Genomic DNA, 23,788 nt, shown 5'->3' with positions numbered 1-23,788 from the left:
GGGCAATGTCGCTTATGGATTCTTCTACCCATCCTGCCGCTTTTTTGCGTCACCAAGGCACTGGAAAGCGGCGCACTGAGCCTGCAAAACAGGCGGCGCGGCTGGACAAGACTACGTCGGTTGCAGACGGCGAGCAGGGTGGCAAAAGCCCGATGATGCGTGCATTGAAGGCGGCCTGCAGTCCAGCCTAGCAGCTGCCCCGCCCTGCGCATTGCGCGTACAGACAAGCCCAGCAAGAGGTGATTCGACAATGGCCATCAGCGTGTTCGACCTGTTCAAGATCGGTGTCGGGCCTTCCAGCTCGCATACCGTCGGCCCCATGCGAGCCGGTGCCCTGTTCGTCCAGGGGCTGCGCGAGCGCGGCGAGCTGGAACAGGTAAAGCGGGTCGAGGTGCGCCTGTATGGCTCGCTGTCGGCTACCGGTATCGGCCATGGAACCGACAACGCCACCATCATGGGCCTGATGGGCGAATGGCCAGACGCCATTGACCCTACCCAGATCGTCCCGCGTATTGCCGACCTGCGCGAAACCCAGGTGCTCAAACTCGATAACCGCCTGCCCATCGATTTCATCTGGGCCCGTGACATGCTGCTGCTTGACGAGAACCTGCCTTACCACCCGAACGCCATGACCCTTTTGGCAGAAGGCGAGCAGGGCGAAATTCACCGAGACACCTACTACTCAGTCGGCGGTGGCTTCGTGGTCGATGCCGCCCAGGCCGCCAGTGGCGTACTGGACGCCGACCAGACCGTGCTGCCCTACGATTTCAACAGCGCGGCCGAGCTGTTGCGCCTGTGCAAGCAAAACGACCTGAGTGTGTCGCAATTGATGATGGCCAATGAACGGGTCTGGCGCAGCGAGGCAGAAATTCGGGCCGGCCTGCACACGCTTTGGGATGCCATGCAGGAGTGCGTCAACAATGGGCTCAAGTACGAAGGCACGCTGCCGGGCGGGCTGAATGTCCGTCGTCGTGCTGCCAAGCTGCACCGCAGCCTGCAGGAAATCGGCAAGCCCAATGTGATCGGCTCGACCATGAGCGCCATGGAATGGGTCAACCTGTTCGCCTTGGCCGTGAACGAGGAAAACGCCGCAGGCGGGCGCATGGTCACCGCGCCTACCAATGGCGCGGCCGGCATCATTCCGGCGGTGCTGCACTACTACATGCGCTTTAGTGACGAGGTGGACGAGTCCAGCGTGGTGGATTTCTTCCTGGCGGCCGCCGCCGTGGGCATCCTGTGCAAGAAGAACGCCTCGATCTCAGGGGCCGAGGTGGGGTGTCAGGGTGAAGTGGGCTCGGCCTGCGCCATGGCCGCTGCAGGACTTGCCCAGGTACTGGGCGCTACCCCGCCCCAGGTCGAAAACGCAGCCGAGATTGCCCTGGAGCACAATTTGGGCCTGACGTGCGATCCGGTAGGCGGGCTGGTGCAGGTGCCCTGCATCGAGCGCAATGCAATTGCTGCGGTGAAAGCCATCAACGCCGTGCAGATGGCGTTGCGTGGTGATGGCGAGCATTTCATCTCCCTCGACCAGGTGATCCGCACCATGCGTGATACAGGTGCCGACATGCACGACAAGTACAAGGAAACCTCGCGCGGCGGCCTTGCCGTCAGCGCCATCGAGTGCTGATGCACTTCTTCGACCTGCGGTGTCATCGTCGAGCGATCGGCGCTGGCACCACGCTCATCATAACGGTGCAAAGCACCACCTCGTGACCTTAAAACGTGCAAGACGATGCCTACCGTCAGTCGGATGTCGCGATCGGTGCAGGCGTTGTCGGTGACACTCAAGAGTGTCGTTTCTGGGCAACTTGGGTAATGCGTGTCACCAAAGTGCTCAGGGGTTACACGCATGCCGCCTAGAACGCCTGTTTGAGCGCTGTAACAGACTTGTAGGAAAGTCCTGATTTTGACGACTGAGTAGGTCGTTTTCAGGTTTTTTCGGATAGCTGTTCAATTTCAGGCACGGCGTTTGCGTAGTGATAGACAACCAAGCCCCGTGGACGACCCCGGGGCAATAACAAGAAATCAGTGTCCGCCTGAGGCACGCCCTGCATTTGTGTGAGGAGAAATCGCGATGACGTCGTACACCTCCGGGAACCCAACCCAGAACCGCACAACCCCCCAGTCCATCGGGTTTCTTCTCTTGGACAACTTCACCCTCATTTCTTTGGCCTCGGCGGTCGAGCCGCTGCGCATGGCCAACCAGCTGTCCGGCCGCGAGCTGTACCGCTGGCATACCCTGACCGTCGATGGCGGCCAGGTCTGGGCCAGCGACGGCTTGCAGATCACACCCGATGCCGCCATGCACAGCGCACCCCCCATGGACACGGTCATCGTCTGTGGCGGTGTGGGTATCCAGCGCACCGTGACCCGTGAGCACGTGACCTGGCTGCAAGCCCAGGCTCGCCAGTCGCGCCGCCTTGGGGCAGTGTGCACCGGCAGTTGGGCGCTGGCCTGTGCCGGCCTGCTCGACGGCTTCGATTGCAGCGTGCACTGGGAATGCCTGGCGGCCATGCAGGAGGCCTACCCACGGGTCAACATGAGCACCCGCCTGTTCACGCTCGACCGCAACCGCTTCACCAGCTCTGGCGGCACCGCGCCGTTGGACATGATGCTGCACTTGATCAGCCGCGATCATGGTCGGGAATTGTCGGCGGCCATTTCCGAGATGTTCGTCTACGAGCGCATCCGTAACGAGCAGGACCACCAGCGCGTACCGCTCAAGCACATGCTGGGCACCAATCAGCCGAAACTGCAGGAAATCGTCGCGCTGATGGAAGCCAACCTCGAGGAGCCAATCGACCTGGACGAACTCGCCGTCTACGTATCCGTGTCGCGTCGGCAGCTGGAGCGGCTGTTCCAGAAGTATCTGCACTGCTCGCCTTCGCGCTATTACCTCAAGCTGCGGCTGATACGCGCACGCCAGTTGCTCAAGCAGACGCCGATGTCGATCATCGAGGTGGCTTCGGTCTGCGGCTTCGTGTCCACGCCGCACTTCTCCAAGTGCTACCGCGAATACTTCGGCATTCCACCGCGCGACGAGCGTGTTGGCTCCAATACCACCCAGCAGGTGGCGATGATGCCGATTCCACAGGCCATCACCCTGTCGCCCCACAGTGGTCCGATGGCGGCATTGAGCCAGGCGCGTAATGAGTCAACGTTTGCCAGTGTAAGGCTCTAAGGGCTCAGCTCAGGGCTGCGCTGCAGCCCGTTCGCCGGCATCGCACGGCCCATCTAAGGGCCGGCTTGCCGACGATCACGCCGGCATCGGAGCAATCGCTCAGGCGCGCTTGTTGAATTGCGCCAAGGCTGGCAGCAGCTGTTTATCAATCGCCTGCCGCACGGCCGGTAAGAGGGTGGCGCTGCCCGCGTACATCTGCTCGACCATCCCCTTGAGCGCCCGCGCGTTCGGTTCGGTGAGCCCGCGTACTACGGCCTCACACGCCTGCTCGGCGCTGGCACCGGCCGGAATGTCGAACCCGCGTGCCCGCAGATGGCCCGCCAGGTCGTCTTGATCAATCAAATCGGCATGCATCATGGCTGTTGTCCCTTTTATCGCATAGAGAGTGCTGCAGTGATCACGACCGATTCTGTGGCGCCGCCGTCATGCTCGCAACCTCGAAAGGGCAGAGTGGCCGCTTTGGCTATGAACAGGTCGTTTCCGGCTAAATCCGCTGCCCAGGAACTGCGCACACTCTAGTCATCTACCGCTACGGAGGGTTTGGTCACCCTCACTCGTGCACAGTGGATGTTGCTCGCTCTTGGCCCCGGATGCTCACGGCTTTCCGGGGTTATTTTTTTGCAGATCACCTATCCATTTTCAATCGCTCGCAAGACCCTAGCCGTTCGCTGGAAGGCGGATCACCCGCCCGGTATAGGCGTTGGCCGGTAAAGGCCCCTGAGCATTGAGGGTGGCGGCCAGGGCAGCGCTGCTGCGCTGACTGAAGGGTGCGGATTTCGGCCCCGCGAGGTCCACATGCAGCAGCATCTGTTCGCTCGCCGCCAATGGATCTTCAGACCCCGCGCGGTGCAGGCTGTGATAGACATGCAGGCGCTTGCGGTCAAAACCGACGATGTGCGTCTGCACCCACACCTCGGTGCCCAGCTTTACCTCGTGCAAGTAGTTGATGTGCGCCTCGAGCGTGAACAGAGAGTTGCCACTCTGACCACGGCTTTCGGCATCCAGCCCAATGCGCTCCATCAGCGCGTCGGTGGCGTAGCTGAATATCAGCAGGTAGAACGCATCACGCAGGTGACCGTTGTAATCGACCCAGTCTTCCAGCACCTGGGTCCGGTAGGTGATCAATGCAGGCATCGTGCTCTCCTCAGTCGCTGAACGACATGCCATGGTTGGCCTTGCTGGTGGTCACCGCTGCCAGCACCGCCAGCAGCGTGTCATCCCGGTAGCGTTCCAGCGCGGCGATGCTGCGATCACCCAGTTGCTGCGACGTACCTTCCACCACATCGTCGATCAGTTTGTCGGTCAGCTCCGGTGCCGGCAGGTAGGTCCACGGCAGCTTCAATGCTGGCCCGAATTGCGACATGAAGTGGCGCATGCCGGCATCGCCACCGGCCAGGGTGTAGGTCAGGAAGGTGCCCATGAACGACCAGCGTAGGCCCGCGCCAAAACGGATGGCGTCGTCGATTTCACCCGTGGTGGCGACCCCGTCGTTGACCAGGTGCAGCGCCTCGCGCCACAGCGCTTCGAGTAGCCGGTCGGCGATGAAACCGGGGACCTCCTTGCGCACGTGCAGCGGGCGCATGCCAAGGGCGGTATAAACAGTGCTGGCCGCCTCGATGGCCTGCGACGCAGTCTGCTTGCCGCCGACGATCTCGACCAACGGCAGCAGGTAAACCGGGTTGAAAGGATGGCCTACCACACAGCGCTCAGGGTGAACGGCCGAGGCGTAGAACTCGCTGGGCAACAAGCCCGACGTGCTGCTGGCAATGATTGCATCGGGTTTGGCAGCGGCGCTGATCCGTGCATGCAAATCGAGCTTCAGGTCCAGCCGCTCAGGCGCGCTTTCCTGGATGAAATCAGCCTCGCCCACGCACGCCTCAATGGTGTCGACAAAGGTCAGGCGGGCTTGCGATGCGCCAGGCGCAAGGCCCTGTTTCTCCAGGGCAGGCCAGGCGTTGGCGATGCGTTTGCGCAGGGCCTGTTCGGCGCCTGGCGCCGGGTCCCAGGCGATCACGTCCAGGCCATGGGCGAGGGCGCGTGCAACCCAGCCGCTGCCGATCACGCCGCTGCCCAACGCGGCAAATGTCTTGATGTCAGTGATGAAGGTCATGCGGGTCTCCAGAAGCGATCAGCGACGGTTCAGGTTCATCTTTGCCCGGCCTTCTGCGGGGCTCAGGACTCGGGCACCCAGGCGCGAAATGATCTCTACCGCGCGCTCGACCAACTGGCCGTTGCTCGCCAGTACGCCACGGTCCAGGTACAGGTTGTCTTCCAGGCCGACTCGCACGTTTCCGCCGAGCAACACGGCCTGCGCGGCCATGGGCATCTGCATGCGGCCGATACCGAAGCCGGCCCAGGTGACATTGGCGGGCAGGTTGTCGACCATGGCTTTCATGGTGGTGGTGTCAGCCGGTGCGCCCCACGGTATCCCGAGGCACAGCTGGAACAAGGGGTTGTCGAGCAGCCCTTCCTTCATCATTTGCTTGGCGAACCACAGGTGGCCGGTATCGAAAATTTCCAGCTCTGCCTTGACCCCCAACTCCGTAATGCGCCGGGCACCGGCGCGTAGTTGCGCGGGCGTGGAAACGTAGATGGAATTGCCGTCACCGAAATTGAGGGTGCCGCAGTCCAGGGTGCAGATTTCCGGTAATAACGCCTCCACGTGGGCCAGGCGTTCGAGCGGGCCGATCAGGTCAGTGCCCTGCCCGAATGCCATGGGGTTTTCATCGGGCCCGATTTCCAGGTCGCCGCCCATGCCGGCAGTGAGGTTGACGATGATGTCCACGTCGGCTTCGCGAATGCGCTCCATGACTTCGCGATACAGGGCGACATCACGGCTGAAGCGCCCCGTCTGCGGGTCGCGTACGTGGCAGTGGACCACTGTGGCGCCGGCCTTGGCGGCTTCCACGGCCGCTGCAGCGATCTGCTTCGGCGTGACGGGGACCAGATGGCTTTTTGAGGCGGTGTCGCCGGCGCCGGTCAGGGCGCACGTAATGATGACGTCGTGGTTCATGGGGGATCCTGTGCGATCTGTTGTGGGCTTTTCGCCGGCAAGCCGACCCCTGCAAGGTTCTGGACGAACCTTGGTGTCCGTGGACCTGTAGGGGCTGGTTTGTCGGTGACGGGGCGGTTTCAGTTGGCGGTAAGCTTGAGATTGTCGGCGGCCGGCTTGCCATCGAAGGTGGTCACACCCTCAAGCCAGCGGGCCTTGTCCTCGGGGTGATCCTTGAGCCATTGGCGCGCCGATTCCAGCGCGTCCTTGTGATCGAGCAGTGGCTGCATCATGCGGCTCTCGTCCTCGGCGCTGAAACTCAGGTTGGCCAGCAGACGGTTTGCATTGGGGCAGCGCGCGGCATAATCGGGTGCGGTGACGGTCCACACCGTCGCGCGGCCCTCGTCCGGGCCGAGTGCGTCCTGGCTGTCCCCGAGGTACACCATGTCGATGTTCACGTTCATGGGGTGTGGGGTCCAGCCGAAGAACACCACGGCTTCCTTGCGCCGTACTGCCCGGTCCACGGCGGCCAGCATGCCCGCTTCGCTAGACTCGACCAGCTGGAATTTGCCCAGGCCGAACTGGTTCTTGGCGATCATGGCCTTGATTTGGGTGTTGGCGCCCGAACCCGGCTCGATGCCATAGAGCTTGCCCCCAAGTTCCTTCTCGAATTTATGGATGTCGGCGAAGGTGCGCAGCCCCTTGTCCGCCAGGTATTTGGGCACTGCCAAGGTGGCCCGGGCATCTTCGAGGCTGGCCTTGTCCATGACCTTGACCTGCCCGGCATCGATGAAGGGGGTGATGGTCTGGGTCATGATCGGGTTCCAGTAGCCCAGGAACATGTCCAGGCGTTTGTCGCGAATGCCAGCGAAGATGATCTGCTGCGACGCGCTGGTTTGCTTGGTGGTGTAACCCAGGCCATCGAACAAAGCCTGGGCGATGGCGCTGGTCGCGATCACATCGGTCCAGTTGACCACGCCCAGACGGACATTCTTGCAAGCAGCGGCATCGGCGGCGTAAAGCGAGGGGGTAGCAAGGCTGGTCAGGGCCAAGGTCAACAGGCTGCGGCGGATCAAGCTGTGCATGGTGGCTCTCCATCGGCAGTACAGATTGTTATGGTGGCGGTCTCTGCGGACCGTGTGAACACGCTACGCTGGTGGCACTATTGAAAATCGCACGCCGGCGACCAACATTTGCACGCAGGCGACCTGTTCGCTGGAGCATGCCATGGCGCAGATCATCCACTTTCTGTTGTTACCCGGTTTCTCTGCCATGGGGTTCATCAGTGCCCTGGAGCCTCTGCGCGTGGCCAACAGGTTCAAAGCCCAGGCATACCACTGGCAGGTGTTGAGCCTGGATGGGAGCGCCGTGAACGCCAGCAATGGCATGTCAGTCAATGCCGATGCAGCGCTGGGCGCGCATATGCCCTGCAGTACATTGCTGATCGTGGCAGGCTTCGAACCCCTGCGCTGCTACGCCCCCAAGCTTCAGCAAAGCCTACGGCGCCTGGGGCACGAGGGCGTCATGCTAGGCGGTATCGATACTGGCGCTGTAGTGCTGGCCGAGGCAGGCTTGCTCGATGGTCATCGTGCGACCGTGCATTGGGAGGCGCTGGATGCGTTCAGGGAAAACTATCCCAGCCTGCATGCCACCCAGGAGCTGTTCGAAATTGACCGGCAACGCATCACCTGTGCGGGCGGGACCGCTTCGATCGACTTGATACTCGATCTGATCGCCCAGGCCCATGGCGCCGAGCTCGCCGTGCAGGTTTCCGAGCAGTTCGTGTTGAGCCGTATTCGACCGCGCCAGGATCATCAGCGCATGCAGATCGCTGCACGCTATGGCATCAGCAACCGCAAGCTGGTGCAGGTGATCACAGAGATGGAAAAGCACACCGAACATCCCCTTGGTACTACGGAACTGGCCGCGCGCGTGATGATCACGCGTCGTCAGATGGAGCGCCTGTTCAGGTTGCATCTCAACGATACGCCCAGCGGCTTTTACCTTGGCCTGCGCCTGGACAAGGCCTGCCAGTTGCTGCGCCAGACCCAGATGACGATCACCCAGGTCAGCGTGGCATGCGGTTTTGAACTGCCGTCGTACTTCACCCGACGTTACAAGCGACGCTTCGGGCGCTGCCCACGCGAAGAGCGCAAGGTCTTGAAGTCGTCACCGCCGAATTAGAGGTGATCGACGCTGCTATGCGCCTCGAGACGTCGTTCTACGCAGTCTCTGTGCAGCGCTGCGTACTCATCGACAAGCCGGATACCCAAGTGATCCAGTTCAAGCAACGCCTTGGTTCGACTCGTATCTGGGTGGGTCGAGCAGGCCATGTGCAGAACGATGGCCACGGGCCGCGCCGCCTCGTCAGTGTCGAAGTCGATGAGCATGTGTGAGCTTGCCGATCGAGTCTTCAACAAGGCCAGGTCTGGCTGCTTCAGGCCCTGCAGAATGTCGTTGCCCACACGTTGGAACTTGAGATTCTTGCTTTGGGGGGCGGGTATCCAACCCGAGAAGATATCTTCGAAAACTGCCTCGGTGGGCACGTAAGGTATCGTCCTGGTGGTCCGCCCGAATAACAAGGCGCCGTAGCGCTCCAGGTTGTTCAGAAAATGCTCGAACCAGCGTTGATTGTCCAGGTGTTGATTGTGGACAAGGTTGGCTTCCAACTGCGCCACGCGCAGGCAGCCCTGCAGGTCCTCGTAAGGGTGGCTGACAACTTCCATGGGCATTAGATAGGCCTTCGGCAAACAGGGAAGCCTGGCGCCGCAGCGCGGCGCCAGGGCTTGGTCAGATGTCCAGGGCCAGAATATCGATGGCCTGGCTAGCCAGTTTCAGCCTGACCGCTTCGCGCATGGCATTGAAGTGGCGGATGCTGAAGGAACCCTGCTGCGAGGCGCGATACACGCGGGTATTGGACTTGTCGAGGGTGCGGCCAGTGGCGCCGGCAGTCTTCTCAGCTTTGTCGTAGCTCAGTTGAACACTGGTCATGTGCATGATCGGCAGCCCCTGTGGCGACATTTCGCAGGTCGAAATCTGCACGGTGCTGGATTTACCGGAAACGCTCGCGGCGCTTTCTTCCAGCAACTGCTGGGCCTTGGGTGTCTTGACGATCACTTCGAAAGAGCGTTTGACGCAGCGGTTCAGGCGATGACTGTGGCCAATCTGCACCGAGACGATTTCTGGCACCAGGGTTGCCAGGGTATGGGTGTCCTTGTCGATTGCCTCTTCGACGTGGGCGGCGCCAGTGAGCGTCCAGCCGAACTTGCCGAGCCCGTCATTGTAGAAGTTGTACCACTCGCGCTGCTGCGTTTCCTTGTCGAACTTCTTGTTCGCCGACAGGTTCATCAGGCGCATGCCGTCCAGCACGTCTTCAGCGACGCTGGCCGGTACGTCTGGTGCGAAGATGCACACGGTGTTGGCCACCATGACGGCCCGCTCTTCGCCTTCTTTCTTCAAGGCAGCGATGGCACTGTCCATGTCGGTTTTAGTGAGGTTCACGGTCATATCTGCGACTCCTGTTAAGTGGGTGAAGCGCCTTGGATAAGGGCGCTTGGCAGTCACTTTGATACGAGCCAGCTTGATGAATAAGCCGCAAATTTTTCCTAACCAGGCAGTCCCACTCTACTGTTGCAGAATCGATTGCAGGTACTCGGACCGGTCATCAGTGCGCTGCGCAACGCAGGTGTCCCAGGCTGCCTGGTAAGCCCCGCCGTTGGTTGGCAGGGCGGAGGTTTCCGCCTTGCAATCGGCATCGCGAAGCTGCGTCCATAGCCCCTGAGCCTGTTTCAAGCGCTCGATCATCGTTGCTGCAATGCTGCCTTTGTCGTCGAACGCGTCATGAACGCGCTGGAGAAGTTCGTCATAAGCCGATTTCAGCTCCCGCTCGGAGGCATGCTTGTTGAACGCTGCGCAGGCATGGGCTTGCGCCTCTGTCTCGACGTTGTCGCACGGGGTATTTTCCTCCTCGCCGGCCTGGGCTGCCGCCACCACCGCCAGCAGTACCACTGCTGCCATCGTTTTCATTCGCTGTTTCCTCCACCGGCTGACGAATGCCGACGATTCTCGCGCACTCTCGGCGCGTACGGTATCACCTGGGCAGAGTGTTCATCAAAGGACTCTCCATGGTCGTTATCGAGACTGTGTCTCATCGCCACAGACCGCGCCAGAGCGCGCGTTGTCGCGCGTTGACGCTTTCGGCAAACCCCCTGTCGTTTTTGCATCGGGGCGCCTCGGGGCACAGGCATATGCTGGCCCCAAAGCGCCGGCACAAGGTTTGGCGCCAGCCCATTCAATAAAAGGGGACGCCTGATGAGCCCAGCCGAATTACACGCCGACAGCATCGTCATCGATGGCCTGATCATCGCCAAGTGGAACCGCGAGCTGTTCGAGGATATGCGCAAAGGTGGCCTTACCGCCGCCAACTGCACCGTGTCGGTTTGGGAAGGTTTCAAGGCCACCGTCGACCAGATCGCCGCCAGCCAGAAGCTTATCCGCGAGAACAGCGACCTGGTGATGCCCGTGCGCACCACCGCCGACATTCGCAAGGCCAAGGAACTGGGCAAGACCGGTATCCTCTTCGGCTTCCAGAACGCCCATGCCTTCGAAGACCAGATCGGTTACGTGGAGGTGTTCAAGCAGCTGGGCGTGGGCATCGTGCAGATGTGCTACAACACCCAGAACCTGGTGGGCACCGGCTGCTACGAGCGCGACGGCGGCCTGTCAGGCTTCGGTCGCGAGATCGTTGCCGAAATGAACCGCGTCGGCATCATGTGCGACTTGTCCCACGTCGGCTCCAAGACCTCCGAGGAAGTCATCCTCGAATCGAAAAAGCCGGTGTGTTACTCCCACTGCCTGCCATCGGGCCTCAAGGAGCACCCTCGCAACAAGTCCGATGAGGAACTGAAGTTCATCGCCGACCACGGTGGTTTCGTTGGCGTGACCATGTTTGCACCGTTCCTGGCCAAGGGTATCGACTCGACCATCGACGATTATGCCGAGGCCATCGAGTACACCATGAACATCGTGGGTGAAGATGCCATCGGCATCGGTACCGACTTCACCCAAGGTCACGGCAAGGAATTCTTCGAATACCTCACCCACGACAAGGGCTACGCCCGTCGCCTGACCAACTTCGGCAAGATCATCAACCCACTGGGCATTCGCACCGTGGGCGAGTTCCCCAACCTCACCGAGACCTTGCTCAAACGTGGCCACTCCGAGCGTGTGGTTCGCAAGATCATGGGCGAGAACTGGGTCAACGTATTGAAAGACGTCTGGGGCGAATAAGCCGCTCTCCAAGCTTCAAGCCCCTGCCAGCAACGCCGGGGCAACCCAATAAAAATTTTTTCTGGAGTTGAGTTTCCATGGCCAAGATCGCCCCCCAATTGCCAATCGAAGTCGACAGCGAGACCGGTGTCTGGACCAGCGACGCCTTGCCGATGCTGTATGTGCCACGCCATTTCTTCGTCAACAACCACATGGGCATCGAAGAAGTCCTGGGCGCCGACAAGTACGCCGAAATTCTCTACAAGGCCGGTTACAAGTCGGCGTGGCACTGGTGCGAGAAGGAAGCCGAGTGCCATGGCCTGGAAGGGGTCGCGGTCTTCGAGCACTACATGAAACGCCTGAGCCAGCGCGGCTGGGGGCTGTTCGAGATTCAGGACATCGATCTGGACAAGGGCACGTGCAGCGTCAAGCTCAAGCACTCGGCTTTCGTCTATGTCTATGGCAAGTGCGGCCGCAAGGTCGACTACATGTTCACTGGCTGGTTCGCCGGTGCCATGGACCAGATTCTTGCTGCCCGCGGCAGCTCGATCCGCACCGTTGCCGAGCAGGTATATGGCGGGTCGGAAGAAGGCCACGAAGATGGCCTGTTCGTAACGAAGCCGTTGTAAGCCGGAGATAGCGTCATGGCATTCGAAGCAATGTTCCAGCCGATCCAGATCGGCAAACTGACCGTCCGCAACCGCGTGCTCAGCACCGCGCACGCCGAGGTCTACGCCACTGACGGCGGCATGACGACCGACCGCTATGTGAAGTATTACGAAGAAAAGGCCAAGGGCGGCATCGGCCTGGCCATCTGCGGCGGCTCATCCGTGGTGGCCATCGACAGCCCGCAGGAATGGTGGTCGTCTGTCAACCTGTCCACCGACCGTATCATTCCGCACTTCCAGAACCTGGCCGACGCCATGCACAAGCATGGCGCCAAGATCATGATCCAGATTACCCACATGGGTCGTCGTTCGCGCTGGGATGGCTTCAACTGGCCGACCCTGATGTCGCCTTCGGGCATCCGCGAACCGGTGCACCGCGCCACCTGCAAGACCATCGAGGTGGAAGAGATCTGGCGTGTGATCGGTAACTACGCGCAGGCGGCCCGCCGTGCCAAGGAAGGTGGCCTCGATGGCGTCGAGCTGTCGGCGGTGCACCAGCACATGATCGACCAGTTCTGGAGCCCGCGCGTCAACAAGCGTACCGACGAGTGGGGCGGCAGCTTCGAAGGCCGCATGAAGTTCGGCCTGGAAGTACTCAAGGCCGTGCGTGCCGAAGTGGGCGACGACTTCTGCGTGGGCATGCGGATCTGCGGCGACGAGTTCCATCCCGATGGCCTCAGCCACGAGGACATGAAGCAGATCGCTGCCTACTACGATGGCACCGGCATGCTCGACTTCATCGGTGTGGTGGGCTCGGGTTGCGACACCCACAACACCCTGGCCAACGTCATTCCGAACATGAGCTACCCGCCAGAGCCGTTCCTGCATTTGGCAGCTGGCATCAAGGAAGTGGTCAAGGTCCCGGTCCTGCACGCGCAGAACATCAAGGACCCGAACCAGGCCACCCGGATTCTCGAAGGTGGTTATGTGGACATGGTCGGCATGACCCGTGCACACATGGCCGACCCGCACCTGATCGCCAAGATCAAGATGGGCCAGATCGACCAGATCAAGCAGTGCGTCGGCGCCAACTACTGCATCGACCGCCAGTACCAAGGCCTGGACGTGCTGTGTATCCAGAACGCCGCGACCTCCCGTGAGTACATGGGTGTGCCCCACATCATCGAGAAGACCACGGGCGCCAAGCGCAAGGTCGTCATCGTCGGTGCCGGCCCTGCAGGCATGGAGGCGGCGCGCGTGGCCGCCGAGCGTGGCCACGATGTGACCCTGTTCGAAAAACGCGACCAGATCGGTGGCCAGATCACCATCGCGGCCAAGGCGCCGCAACGTGACCAGATTGCTGGCATTACCCGCTGGTACCAATTGGAGCTGGCCCGCCTGAAGGTGGACCTGCGCCTGGGCACTGCGGCCGATGTAGACACCATCCAGGATCTGCGCCCGGACATCATCGTGCTGGCCGTGGGCGGGCATTCGTTCCTGGAGCAGAACGAACATTGGGGTGCAGCAGAAGGGCTGGTGGTCAGCAGCTGGGACGTGCTCGATGGCAAGGTCGCACCGGGCAAGAACGTGCTGGTGTACGACACCATCTGCGAGTTCACCGGCATGTCGGTGGCCGACTTCATCGCTGACAAGGGGAGCCAGGTCGAGATCGTCACCGACGACATCAAGCCGGGTGTGGCCATGGGCGGTACGACCTTCCCGACCTACTACCGCAGCATGTACCCCAAGGAAGTGATCATGACCGGGGACATGATGCTGGAGAAAGTCTACCGCGAGGGCGACAAGCTGGTCGCTGTGCTGGAGAACGAGTATACCGGCGCCAAGGAAGAGCGGGTGGTCGATCAGGTGGTGGTGGAGAACGGGGTGCGTCCGGACGAGCAACTGTACTACGCCCTCAAGGACGGCTCGCGCAACAAGGGCCAGATCGACGTGGAGGCGCTGTTCGCCATCAAGCCACAGCCGATCTTGAGCCAGCCAGGCGAAGGCTACCTGCTGTACCGCATCGGCGACTGTGTGGCCCAGCGTAACGTGCATGCGGCGATCTACGATGCCTTGCGTCTGTGCAAGGACTTCTGATCGCACCGCCTTTCTGAAAGCGGGACTGGCCCCCCTGTAGCAGCGGCCTTGCGCCGCGAAAGGGTCGCGCAGCGGCCCCAGCATTTGATCAGTACCACGGATGCTGGGGCCGCTTCGCAGCCCTTTCGCGGCAACAGGCCGCTCCTACAGGGGTCCGCGCTGGCCTTCGGGGTGGCGCAAGAATCTAGCTGTTGTGGGAGCTTCCCATGTTGAACACCCTTCTACCCATCCTGCTGTTCGCCGCGCTCGGGCTTGCCGTGCTCGGTGCGCTGCGCCGTGTGAACATGTGGCGCCGTGGCCGGCCCTCCAAGGTGGACCTGGTCGGCGGCCTGCTGGCCATGCCGCGCCGCTACCTGGTGGACCTGCACCATGTGGTCGAGCGCGACAAGTACATGTCCAACACCCACGTGGCCACCGCGGGTGGTTTCGTGCTCTCGGCGCTGCTGGCGATCCTGGTGCACGGTTTCGGCCTGCAGAGCAAGATCCTGGGTTACGCCTTGCTGCTGGCCACGGTGGTCATGTTCACCGGCGCCATCTTCGTCTTCAAGCGTCGCCTGAACCCGCCTTCGCGCCTGTCCAAGGGCCCGTGGATGCGCCTGCCCAAGAGCCTGCTGGTATTTGCTGCCAGCTTCTTCATCGCCACCTTGCCGGTGGCCGGTATTCTGCCGGCCAACACGGGCGGCTGGGTGATGGTCGGCATTCTGGGCCTGGGCGTGCTGTGGGGCGTGTCGGAGCTCTTCTTCGGCATGACCTGGGGCGGGCCCATGAAGCACGCCTTCGCTGGTGCCCTGCACTTGGCCTGGCACCGGCGCGCCGAGCGTTTCGGTGGTGGCCGCTCCACTGGCCTCAAGCCGCTGGACCTGGAAGACCCCCGTGCGCCGCTTGGCGTGGAAAAGCCGGTGGACTTCACCTGGAACCAGCTGCTGGGCTTTGACGCCTGCGTGCAATGCGGCAAGTGCGAAGCCATGTGCCCGGCCTTCGCCGCTGGGCAGCCGTTGAACCCGAAAAAACTCATTCAGGACATGGTCATCGGCCTGGCGGGCGGGACCGACGCCAAGTTTGCTGGCAGCCCCTATCCTGGCAAGCCATTGGGTGAGCACGGCGGCCACCCCCACCAGCCCATCGTCAATGGTCTGGTCGATGCCGAGACACTGTGGTCGTGCACCACTTGCCGCGCGTGTGTTGAAGAGTGCCCGATGATGATCGAGCACGTCGATGCCATCGTCGATATGCGCCGCCACCTCACCCTGGAAAAGGGCGCCACCCCGAACAAGGGTGCCGAGGTGCTCGACAACCTGATTGCCACTGACAACCCCGGTGGTTTCGCACCGGGTGGCCGCATGAACTGGGCTGCCGACCTGAACCTCAAGCTGCTGTCCGAGGTGAAGAGCACCGAGGTGCTGTTCTGGGTGGGCGACGGCGCGTTCGACATGCGCAACCAGCGCACGCTGCGTTCGTTCGTCAAGGTACTCAAGGCTTCGGGTGTGGACTTCGCCGTGCTGGGCCTGGAGGAGCGCGACAGCGGCGACGTGGCGCGCCGCCTGGGTGACGAAGCGACGTTCCAGCAACTGGCCAAACGCAATATCCAGACCCTGGCCAAGTACAAGTTCCAGCGCATCGTCACCTGCGACCCGCACAGCTTCCATGTGCTCAAGAATGAGTACGGCGCACTGGGCGGCAACTACCAGGTGCAGCACCACAGCACCTACATCGCCGAGCTGATTGGCGCCAACAAGCTCAACCTGGGTCAGCACAAGGGCGGCAGCGTCACCTACCACGATCCGTGCTACCTGGGCCGCTACAACGGCGAGTACGAGGCGCCTCGCGAGGTGCTCCGCGCGCTGGGAATCGAAGTTCGCGAAATGGAGCGCTCGGGCTTTCGCTCACGTTGCTGTGGCGGGGGCGGCGGTGCGCCGATCACTGACATCCCTGGCAAACAGCGTATTCCCGACATGCGCATGGACGACATCCGCACCACCGAAGCCGAAGTGGTTGCCGTGGGCTGCCCGCAGTGCACGGCCATGCTTGAAGGGGTGGTAGAGCCACGGCCGCTGATCAAGGACCTGGCCGAACTGGTGGCCGATGTACTGATCGAGGAAGAGGCCCAGCCAGCGGCTGCCAAGCCTGCGAAATCCAAACGTGAACCTGCGGAGGTGCATTGATGAGCGACATCATCCGCCGCGACCCTCGCGCCGAGTGGATCGCCCGTAACCGCCTGCATCCGCTGCATGCAGCCATGCAGACGCAACAGACCAGCTGGATGGGGCCCAACGGCCTCGTGCGCAAGAACCCTCACGCCAGTGCAGCGGGCTTCATCGGCCCCAACGGCCTCAAGCGCATCGACCGCTCGGGGGCCCAACAGGGCACCAGTGGTGGCGCACGGCGTAGCGCTGCGGCCGAAGTGCAGTTGCCGCTGCACCAGGTGCCAGAGCCTGCGTTCTACATTGCCGTAGTACCGGACATGATCGGCGGACGCCTGGGTAGCCACGACCGCGACCTGCTGGGCCTGGCCCATGGGCTGGCGGGCAGTGATGGTGCGGTGCTGGCAATCGTGTTCGGCGAGCACAAGGAAACCAACTTTGCCGGCGCAGGTGTGGACCGCTTGCTGGTCATCGAAGGCGAGGCGTATCAAGGGTATGCACCGGAGCAGTTGGTGCAGGGCCTGCGCGCTGTCGACAACCAGTTCGCTCCGCGCCACTGGCTGCTGCCAGACAGCCGCACCGGCGGTGGCGAGCTCGGCCGACGCCTGGGTGCTGCGCTGGGCGAGCGTCCGGCCACGCGCGTCTGGCAGGTCAAGGACGGGCAGTGCATCGGCCGCGCCGGTGCGGGTCAGCAAGACATGCAACGCGCGCTGCCACGCCTGATCCTGGCTGCGGCCGAATGTGCAGAGCCTGTCAGCGAAACCCGTCACGAGGCTTTGCCGGTCGAGTTGTCCGGCAGTGTGGCGCGCAGTATCTCGCGCATCGAGGACCTGGGCTCGGTGGCCGTCGACCCGGCCAAGATCGCCATGGCCGAAGCCGAGTTCATCGTATCCGGCGGTAACGGGGTCAAGGACTGGGCCTTGTTCCACAAAGCGACCACGGCACTGGGCGCGACCCAGGGCGCATCGCGGGTGGCGGTGGACGATGGCCACATGCCGCGTGATCGCCAGGTCGGCGCCACGGGTACGTGGGTGACGGCTCGGGTGTACATGGCGGTGGGTATCTCTGGCGCTATCCAGCACCTGCAGGGCATCGGCGCCTGCGACAAGGTGGTGGCGATCAACATGGATCCGGGTTGCGACATGATCAAACGCGCCGACCTGTCGGTGATTGGCGACAGCGCGGCGATTCTTCAGGCACTGATCGACGCTGTGGAACAGTTCCGCAACGGCGCCCAGCGTGACGCGGCATAAGGGCACGAGCATGAGTACGAAAGTCATCAGCCTGGTTTCGATCGGTGCGCATCCAAGCTCCGGTCGCACGCGGCGCGCCGAGCAGGACTCGCGGGCAGTCGAGTTGGGCCTGCAACTGGCCGGCGAAGACCTGCAAGTCGTGCATGCAGGGGATCCCCGTGAGGAAGCGTTGCGCGGTTACCTAGGGATGGGCCTGGAACATTTGGATGTGCTTGAGCAACCCGCTGGCGCCGATGTGCTGGGAGCGCTAGGCGATTATCTGCGCGGTGCCGGCGCGCAACTGGTGCTTGCCGGCAGCCAGGCCGAGACGGGGGAGGGGTCGGGCATGCTGCCGTTCCTGCTTGCCGAAAAACTGGGCTGGCCGTTGGTGGTGGGGCTGGCCGAGGTGGAATCCATCGAGAACGGTACTGCCCAGGTGTTGCAGGCGCTACCGCGCGGTCAGCGCCGGCGTTTGAAAGTACGCCTACCCATGGTGGCAACGGTGGATAACGCCGCGCCCAAGCCGCGCCAGAGCGCCTTTGGGCCAGCGCGCCGTGGTGTGCTGGCGGCGCAGGACGTACAGGTGGTGGAGGATGAGCTGTTGGGCGAAGAGGCCCTGCAGCCGGCGCGCCCACGGCCCAAGCGCTTGAAGGTTATCAAGGCCAAGAGCGGCGCTGACCGGATGAAGGCCGCAACGGCCAAGGCCAGTGGGGGCGGGGGCAAGGTGCTGAAGGACGTCACGCCGCAGGAAGGCGCCGAAGCCATCATGAAACTATTGGTGGAGGAAGGCGTGCTGCGCTGACGGGCGTGCCACATGACTGAACCCGCGAGGCATCCAGCGCAGTGGCTCGCACCGGCTGTGCTGGTGATCGCGGGTAAACCCGTCCCCCCCCAAGCGAGCGCAGCGGGGGGGCGCTCCATATCGACCTGCCATTTCTGCCAGTACTCCAAACGCTCCATACCTGTCTATCCTGCACGCATGCCATGCGAGTTCGGGAATGATGCAGACCTTTCTCCATAACACAGACCGCCGATATCCCGTATCAGACAAGCGGCGCCCAGGTCATCGCGTTTATTCGCCCTATGGCGCTGGGAACGAGCTCTCGGAGTCAAGCCTTGCCTTTTGTGGAGAGTTGCGCGATCCGCTGACGTGCAGCTACCCGCTAGGGAATGGACACCGGAACTACAAGCCATCGATCATGCGCTTTCAAACACCGGACACGCTGAGCCCGTTTGGTGACGGCGGCTTGAATGCTTATGCCTACTGTGTGGGTGACCCAGTCAACCACAGCGACCCTACTGGGCAAAAGCCAGAGGACTATGTACTGCCAGTGCTGAGCATCTTTACCAACCTCATGGGCGTCTTTATCAGCGGCCTACGTTTCAGGTCTTTCTACAAGCAAATCAATTCGGCCCCACGGACTGCCCTGGAGTCTTCTGGAGCGACTATCCCTAAGCCGTCGCGCGCTGACTGGGTGCTATCGAGTGTCAGCGCCCTTTCGGGTACGGCGGGGCTGACCGTTAGTGTGACCAGAACGGTAGACCCGGATAGCGATTGGCAAACCTGGGCGCTTGCAGCGCTGACGATAGTGTCGCTGGGCACCTCAACCTATGAAGCATGGAGGCTGGCTCAAGCGAAACCTTGGCGATTGAGTGAACCCACACTCGTCAACAACGTGCAGTTGGCCGAGATACCGGCGCCGGTCGTTGCCAGGTCTTTCAGGGAACCCAGGCACTCTGCAGCCCCAGGCTTCCTGGACAGGATTCAGATGGATGCTGCAGCGCTGAGGACTACCTGACGTCGGCTTAAAGAAAGGATAGCGACATCTGTCGCTATCCTGGTTCCAGCCGGTTACTGCGCCTGCACTTCCTTCAGGTACGACGCAGGCTCCGCCCCTAGGTTGTTCAGCAGGCGCCCGCTGTACCAATCGATGAAGTTCACTACCCCAAACTCATACGTCTTGGAGTAGGGGCCAGGCTGGTACGCCGTCGAGTTGATGCCCCGCTGGTTCTCTTCGGCCAGGCGGCGGTCCTGGTCGTTGGTGGCGTCCCACACCTTACGCATGTTCTCAGGGTTGTAGTCCACGCCTTCCACGGCATCCTTGTGCACCAGCCACTTGGTGGTGACCATGGTTTCCTGGGCACTGATCGGCCACACGGTGAACACGATCATGTGATCGCCCATGCAGTGGTTCCAGGAGTGCGGCAGGTGCAGGATGCGCATCGAGCCCAGGTCTGGGTTCTTGATGCGGCCCATCAGCTTCTGGCAGGCCTGCTTGCCGTCCATGGTCATCGAGACGGTGCCCTTGAGCAGCGGCATGCGCACGATACGGTTACGCAGGCCGTGGCTCTTGTGCAGGTACGGGATCTTTTCGGCTTCCCAGGCGGCAGCAGAGGCGGCCACGTGGTCCTTGAATTCCTGGCTGGCGCGCGGGTCGTTGGTGTCGTCCCATTCCAGCAGGGTCTGCAGCAGCTCCGGGTGCGAGCCATTGCAGTGGTAGCACTCGCGGTTGTTTTCCAGCACCAGCTTCCAGTTGGCCTTTTCCATCAAGGTGGTCTGCACCGCCACCTTGGCGTTTTCCATGTCGTACGGTTCCATGTAGTGGTCCAGGGTGGCCAGGAACTCGTCGATGGCTGGCGGGTTTTCCGCCAGGCTGATGAAGATGTAGCCGCCCGCGACCTTCACGTTCACAGGCTTGAGGCCGTACTGGTTCATGTCGAAGTCGGCGCCCATCTCGGTGCCGGCGAACAGCAGGCGGCCGTCCAGCTCGTAGGTCCACTGGTGGTAAGGGCACACCAGCTTGGCCACCTTGCCTTTTTCGCTGACGCACAGGCGCGAGCCGCGGTGACGGCACACGTTGTAGAACGCATGCACCTTGCCCTCGGTACCACGCACTACAATGATCGGGTTCTTGCCGATCTGCAGCGTGAGGTAATTGCCCTTCGCCGGGATCTCGCAGGTCATGCCGGCGATCAGCCACTCCTTGTGGAAAATCTCCTGCATGTCGATCTGGAACAGACGCTCGTCGGTGTAGAACGGCTGGGGCAGCGAGTAGGTGCGCTCGCGGTTCTGCAGCATCTGGGCAGTCGCCTTGCGTGCAGGTTCAAGTGGATCGCCCAGGCTCAGGGTTGCGGTGACGTCCATCGTGTATTCCTCGGGGCCGTGTGCGGCCGGCAAAAGGTGGCTAATCGTTGTTGTGGTGCCGCAAGGCTGTTAACCATGAACAGCGTGTTGTTTTGCGGTGGAGTGTGCGTCCGAAGGCGGCGTGAACCGTATCCATGGGCGACATGGCCGATTTGAATTACGACGCCGCAACCCTTGTCGTGCGGGGCTGGTCGCGATAAGTACGCCGATGTCGCTGGCAGGAATGTTCAAGGTCGCAAGCTTGAGCATCATCCGAGCCATAAAAAGGCCAACTGTCGGCTGCTGGAGATGAACATGTCCGAAACCTTCCTCAATCCGGTCACTACCCAGACCTGGGCCAACGGCCGCCACATCGTGCGCTGCGTCAAGGTCATCCAGGAGACCTGGGACGTGCGCACCTTCTGCTTCATGGCAGACCAGCCGATCATGTTCTTCTTCAAGCCCGGGCAATTCGTGACCCTGGAGCTGGAAATCGAAGGCAAGCCGGTGATGCGTTCCTACACCATATCCAGCTCGCCTTCGGTGCCCTACAGCTTCTCCATCACGGTCAAGCGCGTACCTGGCGGCCTGGTGTCCAACTTCCTGCATGACACCATGCACGAAGGTGCCGAGCTGCCGGTACACGGACCTGTAGGGCTGTTCAATGCCATCGATTTTCCAGGCGCCAAGGTGCTGTACCTGTCTGGCGGCGTGGGCATCACCCCGGTCATGTCGATGGCCCGCTGGTTCTATGACACCAACGCCAATGTCGACATGGTCTTCGTTCACAGTGCCCGTTCACCCAAGGACATCATCTACCATCGCGAACTGGAGCAGATGGCGTCCCGCGTGCCCAATTTCAGCCTGCACATCATCTGCGAGAAGCATGGCCTGGGCGAGCCTTGGGCGGGCTACCGTGGCTACCTGAACCAGCGGTTGATGGAACTGATCGCGCCGGACTACATGGAGCGTGTGGTGTTCTGCTGTGGCCCGACCCCTTACATGACGGCGGTCAAGCGCATGCTCGAGGCTGTCGGCTTCGACATGAACAATTACCACGAGGAGTCGTTCGGGGCGACGCCAGCCGAAGCCAAGGCCGATGCGGTCGAACACGCCGAAGCGGCCGCCGATGCACCGGAAGTGGACGCCGCCGACCTCAACCTGGTGGAGTTCATCGGCAGCGAGAAGAGCATCCGCATCGCCCCTGGCGAAACCGTGCACGCTGCAGCGGCCAAGGTCGGCCTGATGATCCCGAAAGCTTGCGGCATGGGCATTTGCGGTACCTGCAAGGTGCTCAAGCTGGGTGGTGAAGTCGAAATGGAGCACAACGGCGGTATCACCGAGGAAGATGAAGCCGAGGGGTACATCCTGTCGTGCTGCAGCGTGCCGAAAGGGGATGTGCGCATCGACTACTGAGTTTCTGGCACGGCCTTGGATCTGTCAGGGGGGGCTGCCGTGCAGCTCCCTGTGTTTGACTGACCGATGGTTGACTCAGGTCGGAACAAGAGGGGGGTTACCCTGTCAATGTGCGGGGTAGAAACCTTGTGAATCCGATATTTAATGGCGATGGGCAACGGTTTTCTTTATCGTGTGCGCCCCTCGCAACAACCTGAGATAGACCCATGCTTGAAGCTTCCCTCAATCAACTCGAGCAACTGGTCAGCGACCTGATGCAAAAGAACGCTCAACTCACCGAGCAGAACAACGCACTCGGCCAGCAACTGGCCCAGGCAAACGAAGAGAACGAAACCCTGCAGCTGTCCTTGATGGAGCAGGAAGAAAAGAACGGCGCCACGGCTGCCCGTATCCAGGCGTTGGTCGAGCGCGCCAGCGCGGGTGTCGTCAACGCATGAACCTGCAAGCGCAGCCGGTCAATGTCGTGTCGATTCTTGGCAACGACTATTCGATCAAGGCGCCCGAAGGCCAGGAGGCAATCCTCGCCCAGGCGGTACAGATGCTCAACAACGTATTGGCCCAGACCAAGCGCCAGTACCCCACGCTGATCGGTGACAAATTGCTGGTGCTGGCGGCATTGAATCTGTGTTCTCAGCAAATTCAGCTGAAGATCGATCACAAAAGTGATCTGGAGCGGGCTCAGGCACGTATCGACGCAACAGTCGATGTTATTGCTCGCACGATTAGTGAAAGCTGACTTACCGCTATGCGACTAGGTCAGGCACTAGATCGCCTATTGCAGACCCTCGGTGGCAAGAGGGTTTGCTCACCATCATTTCTGTCAGCTTCAACATCGACTTGCTTTGCGCAAGGATAAGCATCTTGATGGCGAGGTTGTGAGATTTCATGATGATCGAAAAGAATGCAGTATCGAGGGCTGCCCGATCCGTGCTGGGATTGGAGGGTAGAGTCACGACCGTTAGCTATACGGCTTACGGCTATCTTCGACCCGGGGCAAGCGCCATTCATTTAGGTTTCAATGGGCAGGTCTTTTGTCATGACACTGGCGGGTATGCGCTCGGAAATGGCTACAGAACTTACAGCCCGACCTTGATGCGTTTTCAAGCCCCTGATGAACTCAGCCCGTTCGAAGCCGGTGGTTTGAATAGCTATTCGTACGTGGCCAACGATCCGGTCAATCAGCAGGACCCGACCGGACGTGTACCCCAATGGAGTGTATTTGGGAGTCGCAAACTCACTAGCCGATCAACTCCAGGCAGACATCTAATTGCCACTAGCAGGGAATGGGATGTGGAGAATCAGCTGCCTGGCCCTCAGCCAATTAGCGGTCATACCCGCCCTACCGCCTTCTGGTATGAAGACGAATCGAGACCCCGGCCGTTTGGGTCTCTACAAAAGGCCTCCCGACTCGAACGCCTTCTGTTGGAGCGCAGCCCTGCAACCGATGCGTTGCTGCAAAAATTGCGTATTGTAGATCTGAAAAATTTAGGCGGCAGCTCCAGCACAACCGCGTCCTCGGTGGTACATTACCTGACCAGAAGCGGCGCCTCACCGCAACACATTCACCTCGCTCATCAGCTCGCATTTGAACCCTCTCTTAAATCTCGGGTGGAGCTTGCGGCCCAGCGATTATTGATGGAAGCGGAGCCTGAATTGAGCAGAACTCCGCAACAAGCGGTTGAGCAAATTCGCCAAGACATCGTTTAATGGCAGGTCGAACGCCGGGCAC

The 23,788-nt window shown here is 61.4% G+C and carries 23 protein-coding genes; 14 read left to right on the top strand and 9 right to left on the bottom strand.

Annotated elements, in window-relative coordinates:
* The first annotated feature begins 250 nt into the window (after positions 1-250).
* Positions 251-1,627: an L-serine ammonia-lyase gene (locus tag FS767_RS02285; protein WP_144964045.1), complete on the top strand. Its 1,377-nt coding sequence runs from the start codon at positions 251-253 to the stop codon at positions 1,625-1,627.
* A gap of 447 nt (positions 1,628-2,074) precedes the next feature.
* Positions 2,075-3,181: a GlxA family transcriptional regulator gene (locus tag FS767_RS02280; protein WP_023532694.1), complete on the top strand. Its 1,107-nt coding sequence runs from the start codon at positions 2,075-2,077 to the stop codon at positions 3,179-3,181.
* Positions 3,182-3,280: 99 nt separating this feature from the next.
* Here the strand turns inward: FS767_RS02280 and FS767_RS02275 are convergent, their stop codons facing one another.
* The 5 genes from FS767_RS02275 to choX form a co-directional block, all read right to left on the bottom strand.
* Complete coding sequence (locus FS767_RS02275) at positions 3,281-3,538, bottom strand: hypothetical protein (RefSeq protein ID WP_023532364.1); 258 nt, start codon at positions 3,536-3,538, stop codon at positions 3,281-3,283.
* Positions 3,539-3,838: 300 nt separating this feature from the next.
* Positions 3,839-4,315 (bottom strand): thioesterase family protein, encoded by a 477-nt coding sequence (locus FS767_RS02270; protein ID WP_144964044.1) that lies wholly within the window; start codon positions 4,313-4,315, stop codon positions 3,839-3,841.
* Between the two features lie 10 nt (positions 4,316-4,325).
* Positions 4,326-5,291 (bottom strand): L-carnitine dehydrogenase, encoded by a 966-nt coding sequence (locus FS767_RS02265; protein WP_144964043.1) that lies wholly within the window; start codon positions 5,289-5,291, stop codon positions 4,326-4,328.
* 18 nt (positions 5,292-5,309) lie between these two features.
* A complete protein-coding gene (locus tag FS767_RS02260) occupies positions 5,310-6,194 on the bottom strand; it encodes a 3-keto-5-aminohexanoate cleavage protein (protein WP_058602959.1) in 885 nt (294 codons plus the stop codon).
* A 119-nt stretch (positions 6,195-6,313) separates the two neighbouring features.
* Positions 6,314-7,258 carry a choline ABC transporter substrate-binding protein gene (gene choX, locus FS767_RS02255; protein ID WP_058602960.1) on the bottom strand — a complete coding sequence of 315 codons (945 nt, stop codon included), beginning with the start codon at positions 7,256-7,258 and terminating at the stop codon, positions 6,314-6,316.
* 142 nt (positions 7,259-7,400) lie between these two features.
* On the opposite strand from choX, the gene FS767_RS02250 reads away from it, so the two are divergent.
* On the top strand, positions 7,401-8,357 hold the full coding sequence (locus FS767_RS02250; RefSeq protein ID WP_144964042.1) for a GlxA family transcriptional regulator: 957 nt from the start codon (positions 7,401-7,403) through the stop codon (positions 8,355-8,357).
* On the opposite strand, the gene FS767_RS02245 is transcribed toward FS767_RS02250, so the two are convergent.
* The 3 genes from FS767_RS02245 to FS767_RS02235 all read right to left on the bottom strand — a co-directional run bounded on the left by FS767_RS02245 (position 8,354) and on the right by FS767_RS02235 (position 10,199).
* Positions 8,354-8,905 carry a hypothetical protein gene (locus tag FS767_RS02245; protein WP_144964041.1) on the bottom strand — a complete coding sequence of 184 codons (552 nt, stop codon included), beginning with the start codon at positions 8,903-8,905 and terminating at the stop codon, positions 8,354-8,356. The genes FS767_RS02250 and FS767_RS02245 overlap by 4 nt on opposite strands.
* A gap of 58 nt (positions 8,906-8,963) precedes the next feature.
* Positions 8,964-9,680, bottom strand: a complete 717-nt coding sequence (locus FS767_RS02240) for a hypothetical protein (protein WP_144964040.1) — start codon at positions 9,678-9,680, stop codon at positions 8,964-8,966.
* Positions 9,681-9,797: 117 nt separating this feature from the next.
* Complete coding sequence (locus FS767_RS02235) at positions 9,798-10,199, bottom strand: lysozyme inhibitor LprI family protein (RefSeq protein ID WP_144964039.1); 402 nt, start codon at positions 10,197-10,199, stop codon at positions 9,798-9,800.
* A 285-nt stretch (positions 10,200-10,484) separates the two neighbouring features.
* Here FS767_RS02235 and FS767_RS02230 point away from each other — a divergent pair, with 285 nt between their 5' ends.
* From FS767_RS02230 to FS767_RS02200, 7 genes are all read left to right on the top strand, one after another.
* Complete coding sequence (locus FS767_RS02230) at positions 10,485-11,462, top strand: dipeptidase (protein ID WP_023532386.1); 978 nt, start codon at positions 10,485-10,487, stop codon at positions 11,460-11,462.
* 77 nt (positions 11,463-11,539) lie between these two features.
* A complete protein-coding gene (locus tag FS767_RS02225) occupies positions 11,540-12,070 on the top strand; it encodes a DUF5943 domain-containing protein (protein ID WP_013970507.1) in 531 nt (176 codons plus the stop codon).
* A 15-nt stretch (positions 12,071-12,085) separates the two neighbouring features.
* Positions 12,086-14,146: a dimethylglycine demethylation protein DgcA gene (gene dgcA / locus FS767_RS02220; protein WP_027913555.1), complete on the top strand. Its 2,061-nt coding sequence runs from the start codon at positions 12,086-12,088 to the stop codon at positions 14,144-14,146.
* 206 nt (positions 14,147-14,352) lie between these two features.
* The gene (gene dgcB, locus FS767_RS02215) at positions 14,353-16,308 is read left to right on the top strand and encodes a dimethylglycine demethylation protein DgcB (protein ID WP_144964038.1); all 1,956 of its coding nucleotides are present in this window, start codon (positions 14,353-14,355) and stop codon (positions 16,306-16,308) included.
* Positions 16,308-17,540, top strand: coding sequence for an electron transfer flavoprotein subunit alpha/FixB family protein (locus FS767_RS02210; RefSeq protein ID WP_100852396.1), 1,233 nt, complete (start codon positions 16,308-16,310; stop codon positions 17,538-17,540). Before dgcB ends, FS767_RS02210 begins: the two co-directional genes overlap by 1 nt.
* Before the next feature lie 10 nt (positions 17,541-17,550).
* Positions 17,551-18,321 (top strand): electron transfer flavoprotein subunit beta, encoded by a 771-nt coding sequence (locus tag FS767_RS02205; RefSeq protein ID WP_144964037.1) that lies wholly within the window; start codon positions 17,551-17,553, stop codon positions 18,319-18,321.
* 196 nt (positions 18,322-18,517) lie between these two features.
* A complete protein-coding gene (locus FS767_RS02200; RefSeq protein ID WP_178102698.1) occupies positions 18,518-19,318 on the top strand; it encodes an RHS repeat-associated core domain-containing protein in 801 nt (266 codons plus the stop codon).
* Positions 19,319-19,371: 53 nt separating this feature from the next.
* On the opposite strand, the gene gbcA is transcribed toward FS767_RS02200, so the two are convergent.
* Positions 19,372-20,664, bottom strand: a complete 1,293-nt coding sequence (gene gbcA / locus FS767_RS02195; protein WP_144964036.1) for a glycine-betaine demethylase subunit GbcA — start codon at positions 20,662-20,664, stop codon at positions 19,372-19,374.
* 294 nt (positions 20,665-20,958) lie between these two features.
* Here gbcA and gbcB point away from each other — a divergent pair, with 294 nt between their 5' ends.
* The 4 genes from gbcB (at position 20,959) to FS767_RS02170 (ending at position 23,766) form a co-directional block, all read left to right on the top strand.
* Positions 20,959-22,059 (top strand): glycine-betaine demethylase subunit GbcB, encoded by a 1,101-nt coding sequence (gene gbcB / locus FS767_RS02185; RefSeq protein ID WP_100852393.1) that lies wholly within the window; start codon positions 20,959-20,961, stop codon positions 22,057-22,059.
* Between the two features lie 206 nt (positions 22,060-22,265).
* Entirely contained in the window at positions 22,266-22,496 is a 231-nt protein-coding gene (locus FS767_RS02180) for a hypothetical protein (protein ID WP_100852392.1), read from the top strand.
* On the top strand, positions 22,493-22,795 hold the full coding sequence (locus FS767_RS02175) for a cell division protein ZapA (protein WP_144964035.1): 303 nt from the start codon (positions 22,493-22,495) through the stop codon (positions 22,793-22,795). Before FS767_RS02180 ends, FS767_RS02175 begins: the two co-directional genes overlap by 4 nt.
* 149 nt (positions 22,796-22,944) lie before the next feature.
* Entirely contained in the window at positions 22,945-23,766 is an 822-nt protein-coding gene (locus FS767_RS02170) for an RHS repeat-associated core domain-containing protein (RefSeq protein WP_144964034.1), read from the top strand.
* Positions 23,767-23,788 lie beyond the last annotated feature (22 nt).

Origin of the sequence: Pseudomonas sp. DE0010 (genome assembly GCF_007680745.1) — a bacterium.
Taxonomy (GTDB): Bacteria; Pseudomonadota; Gammaproteobacteria; order Pseudomonadales; family Pseudomonadaceae; genus Aquipseudomonas; species Aquipseudomonas parafulva_B.
The sequence above is the reverse complement of the archived record's forward strand: the minus strand, read 5'-3'. Positions and strand labels throughout refer to the sequence as shown.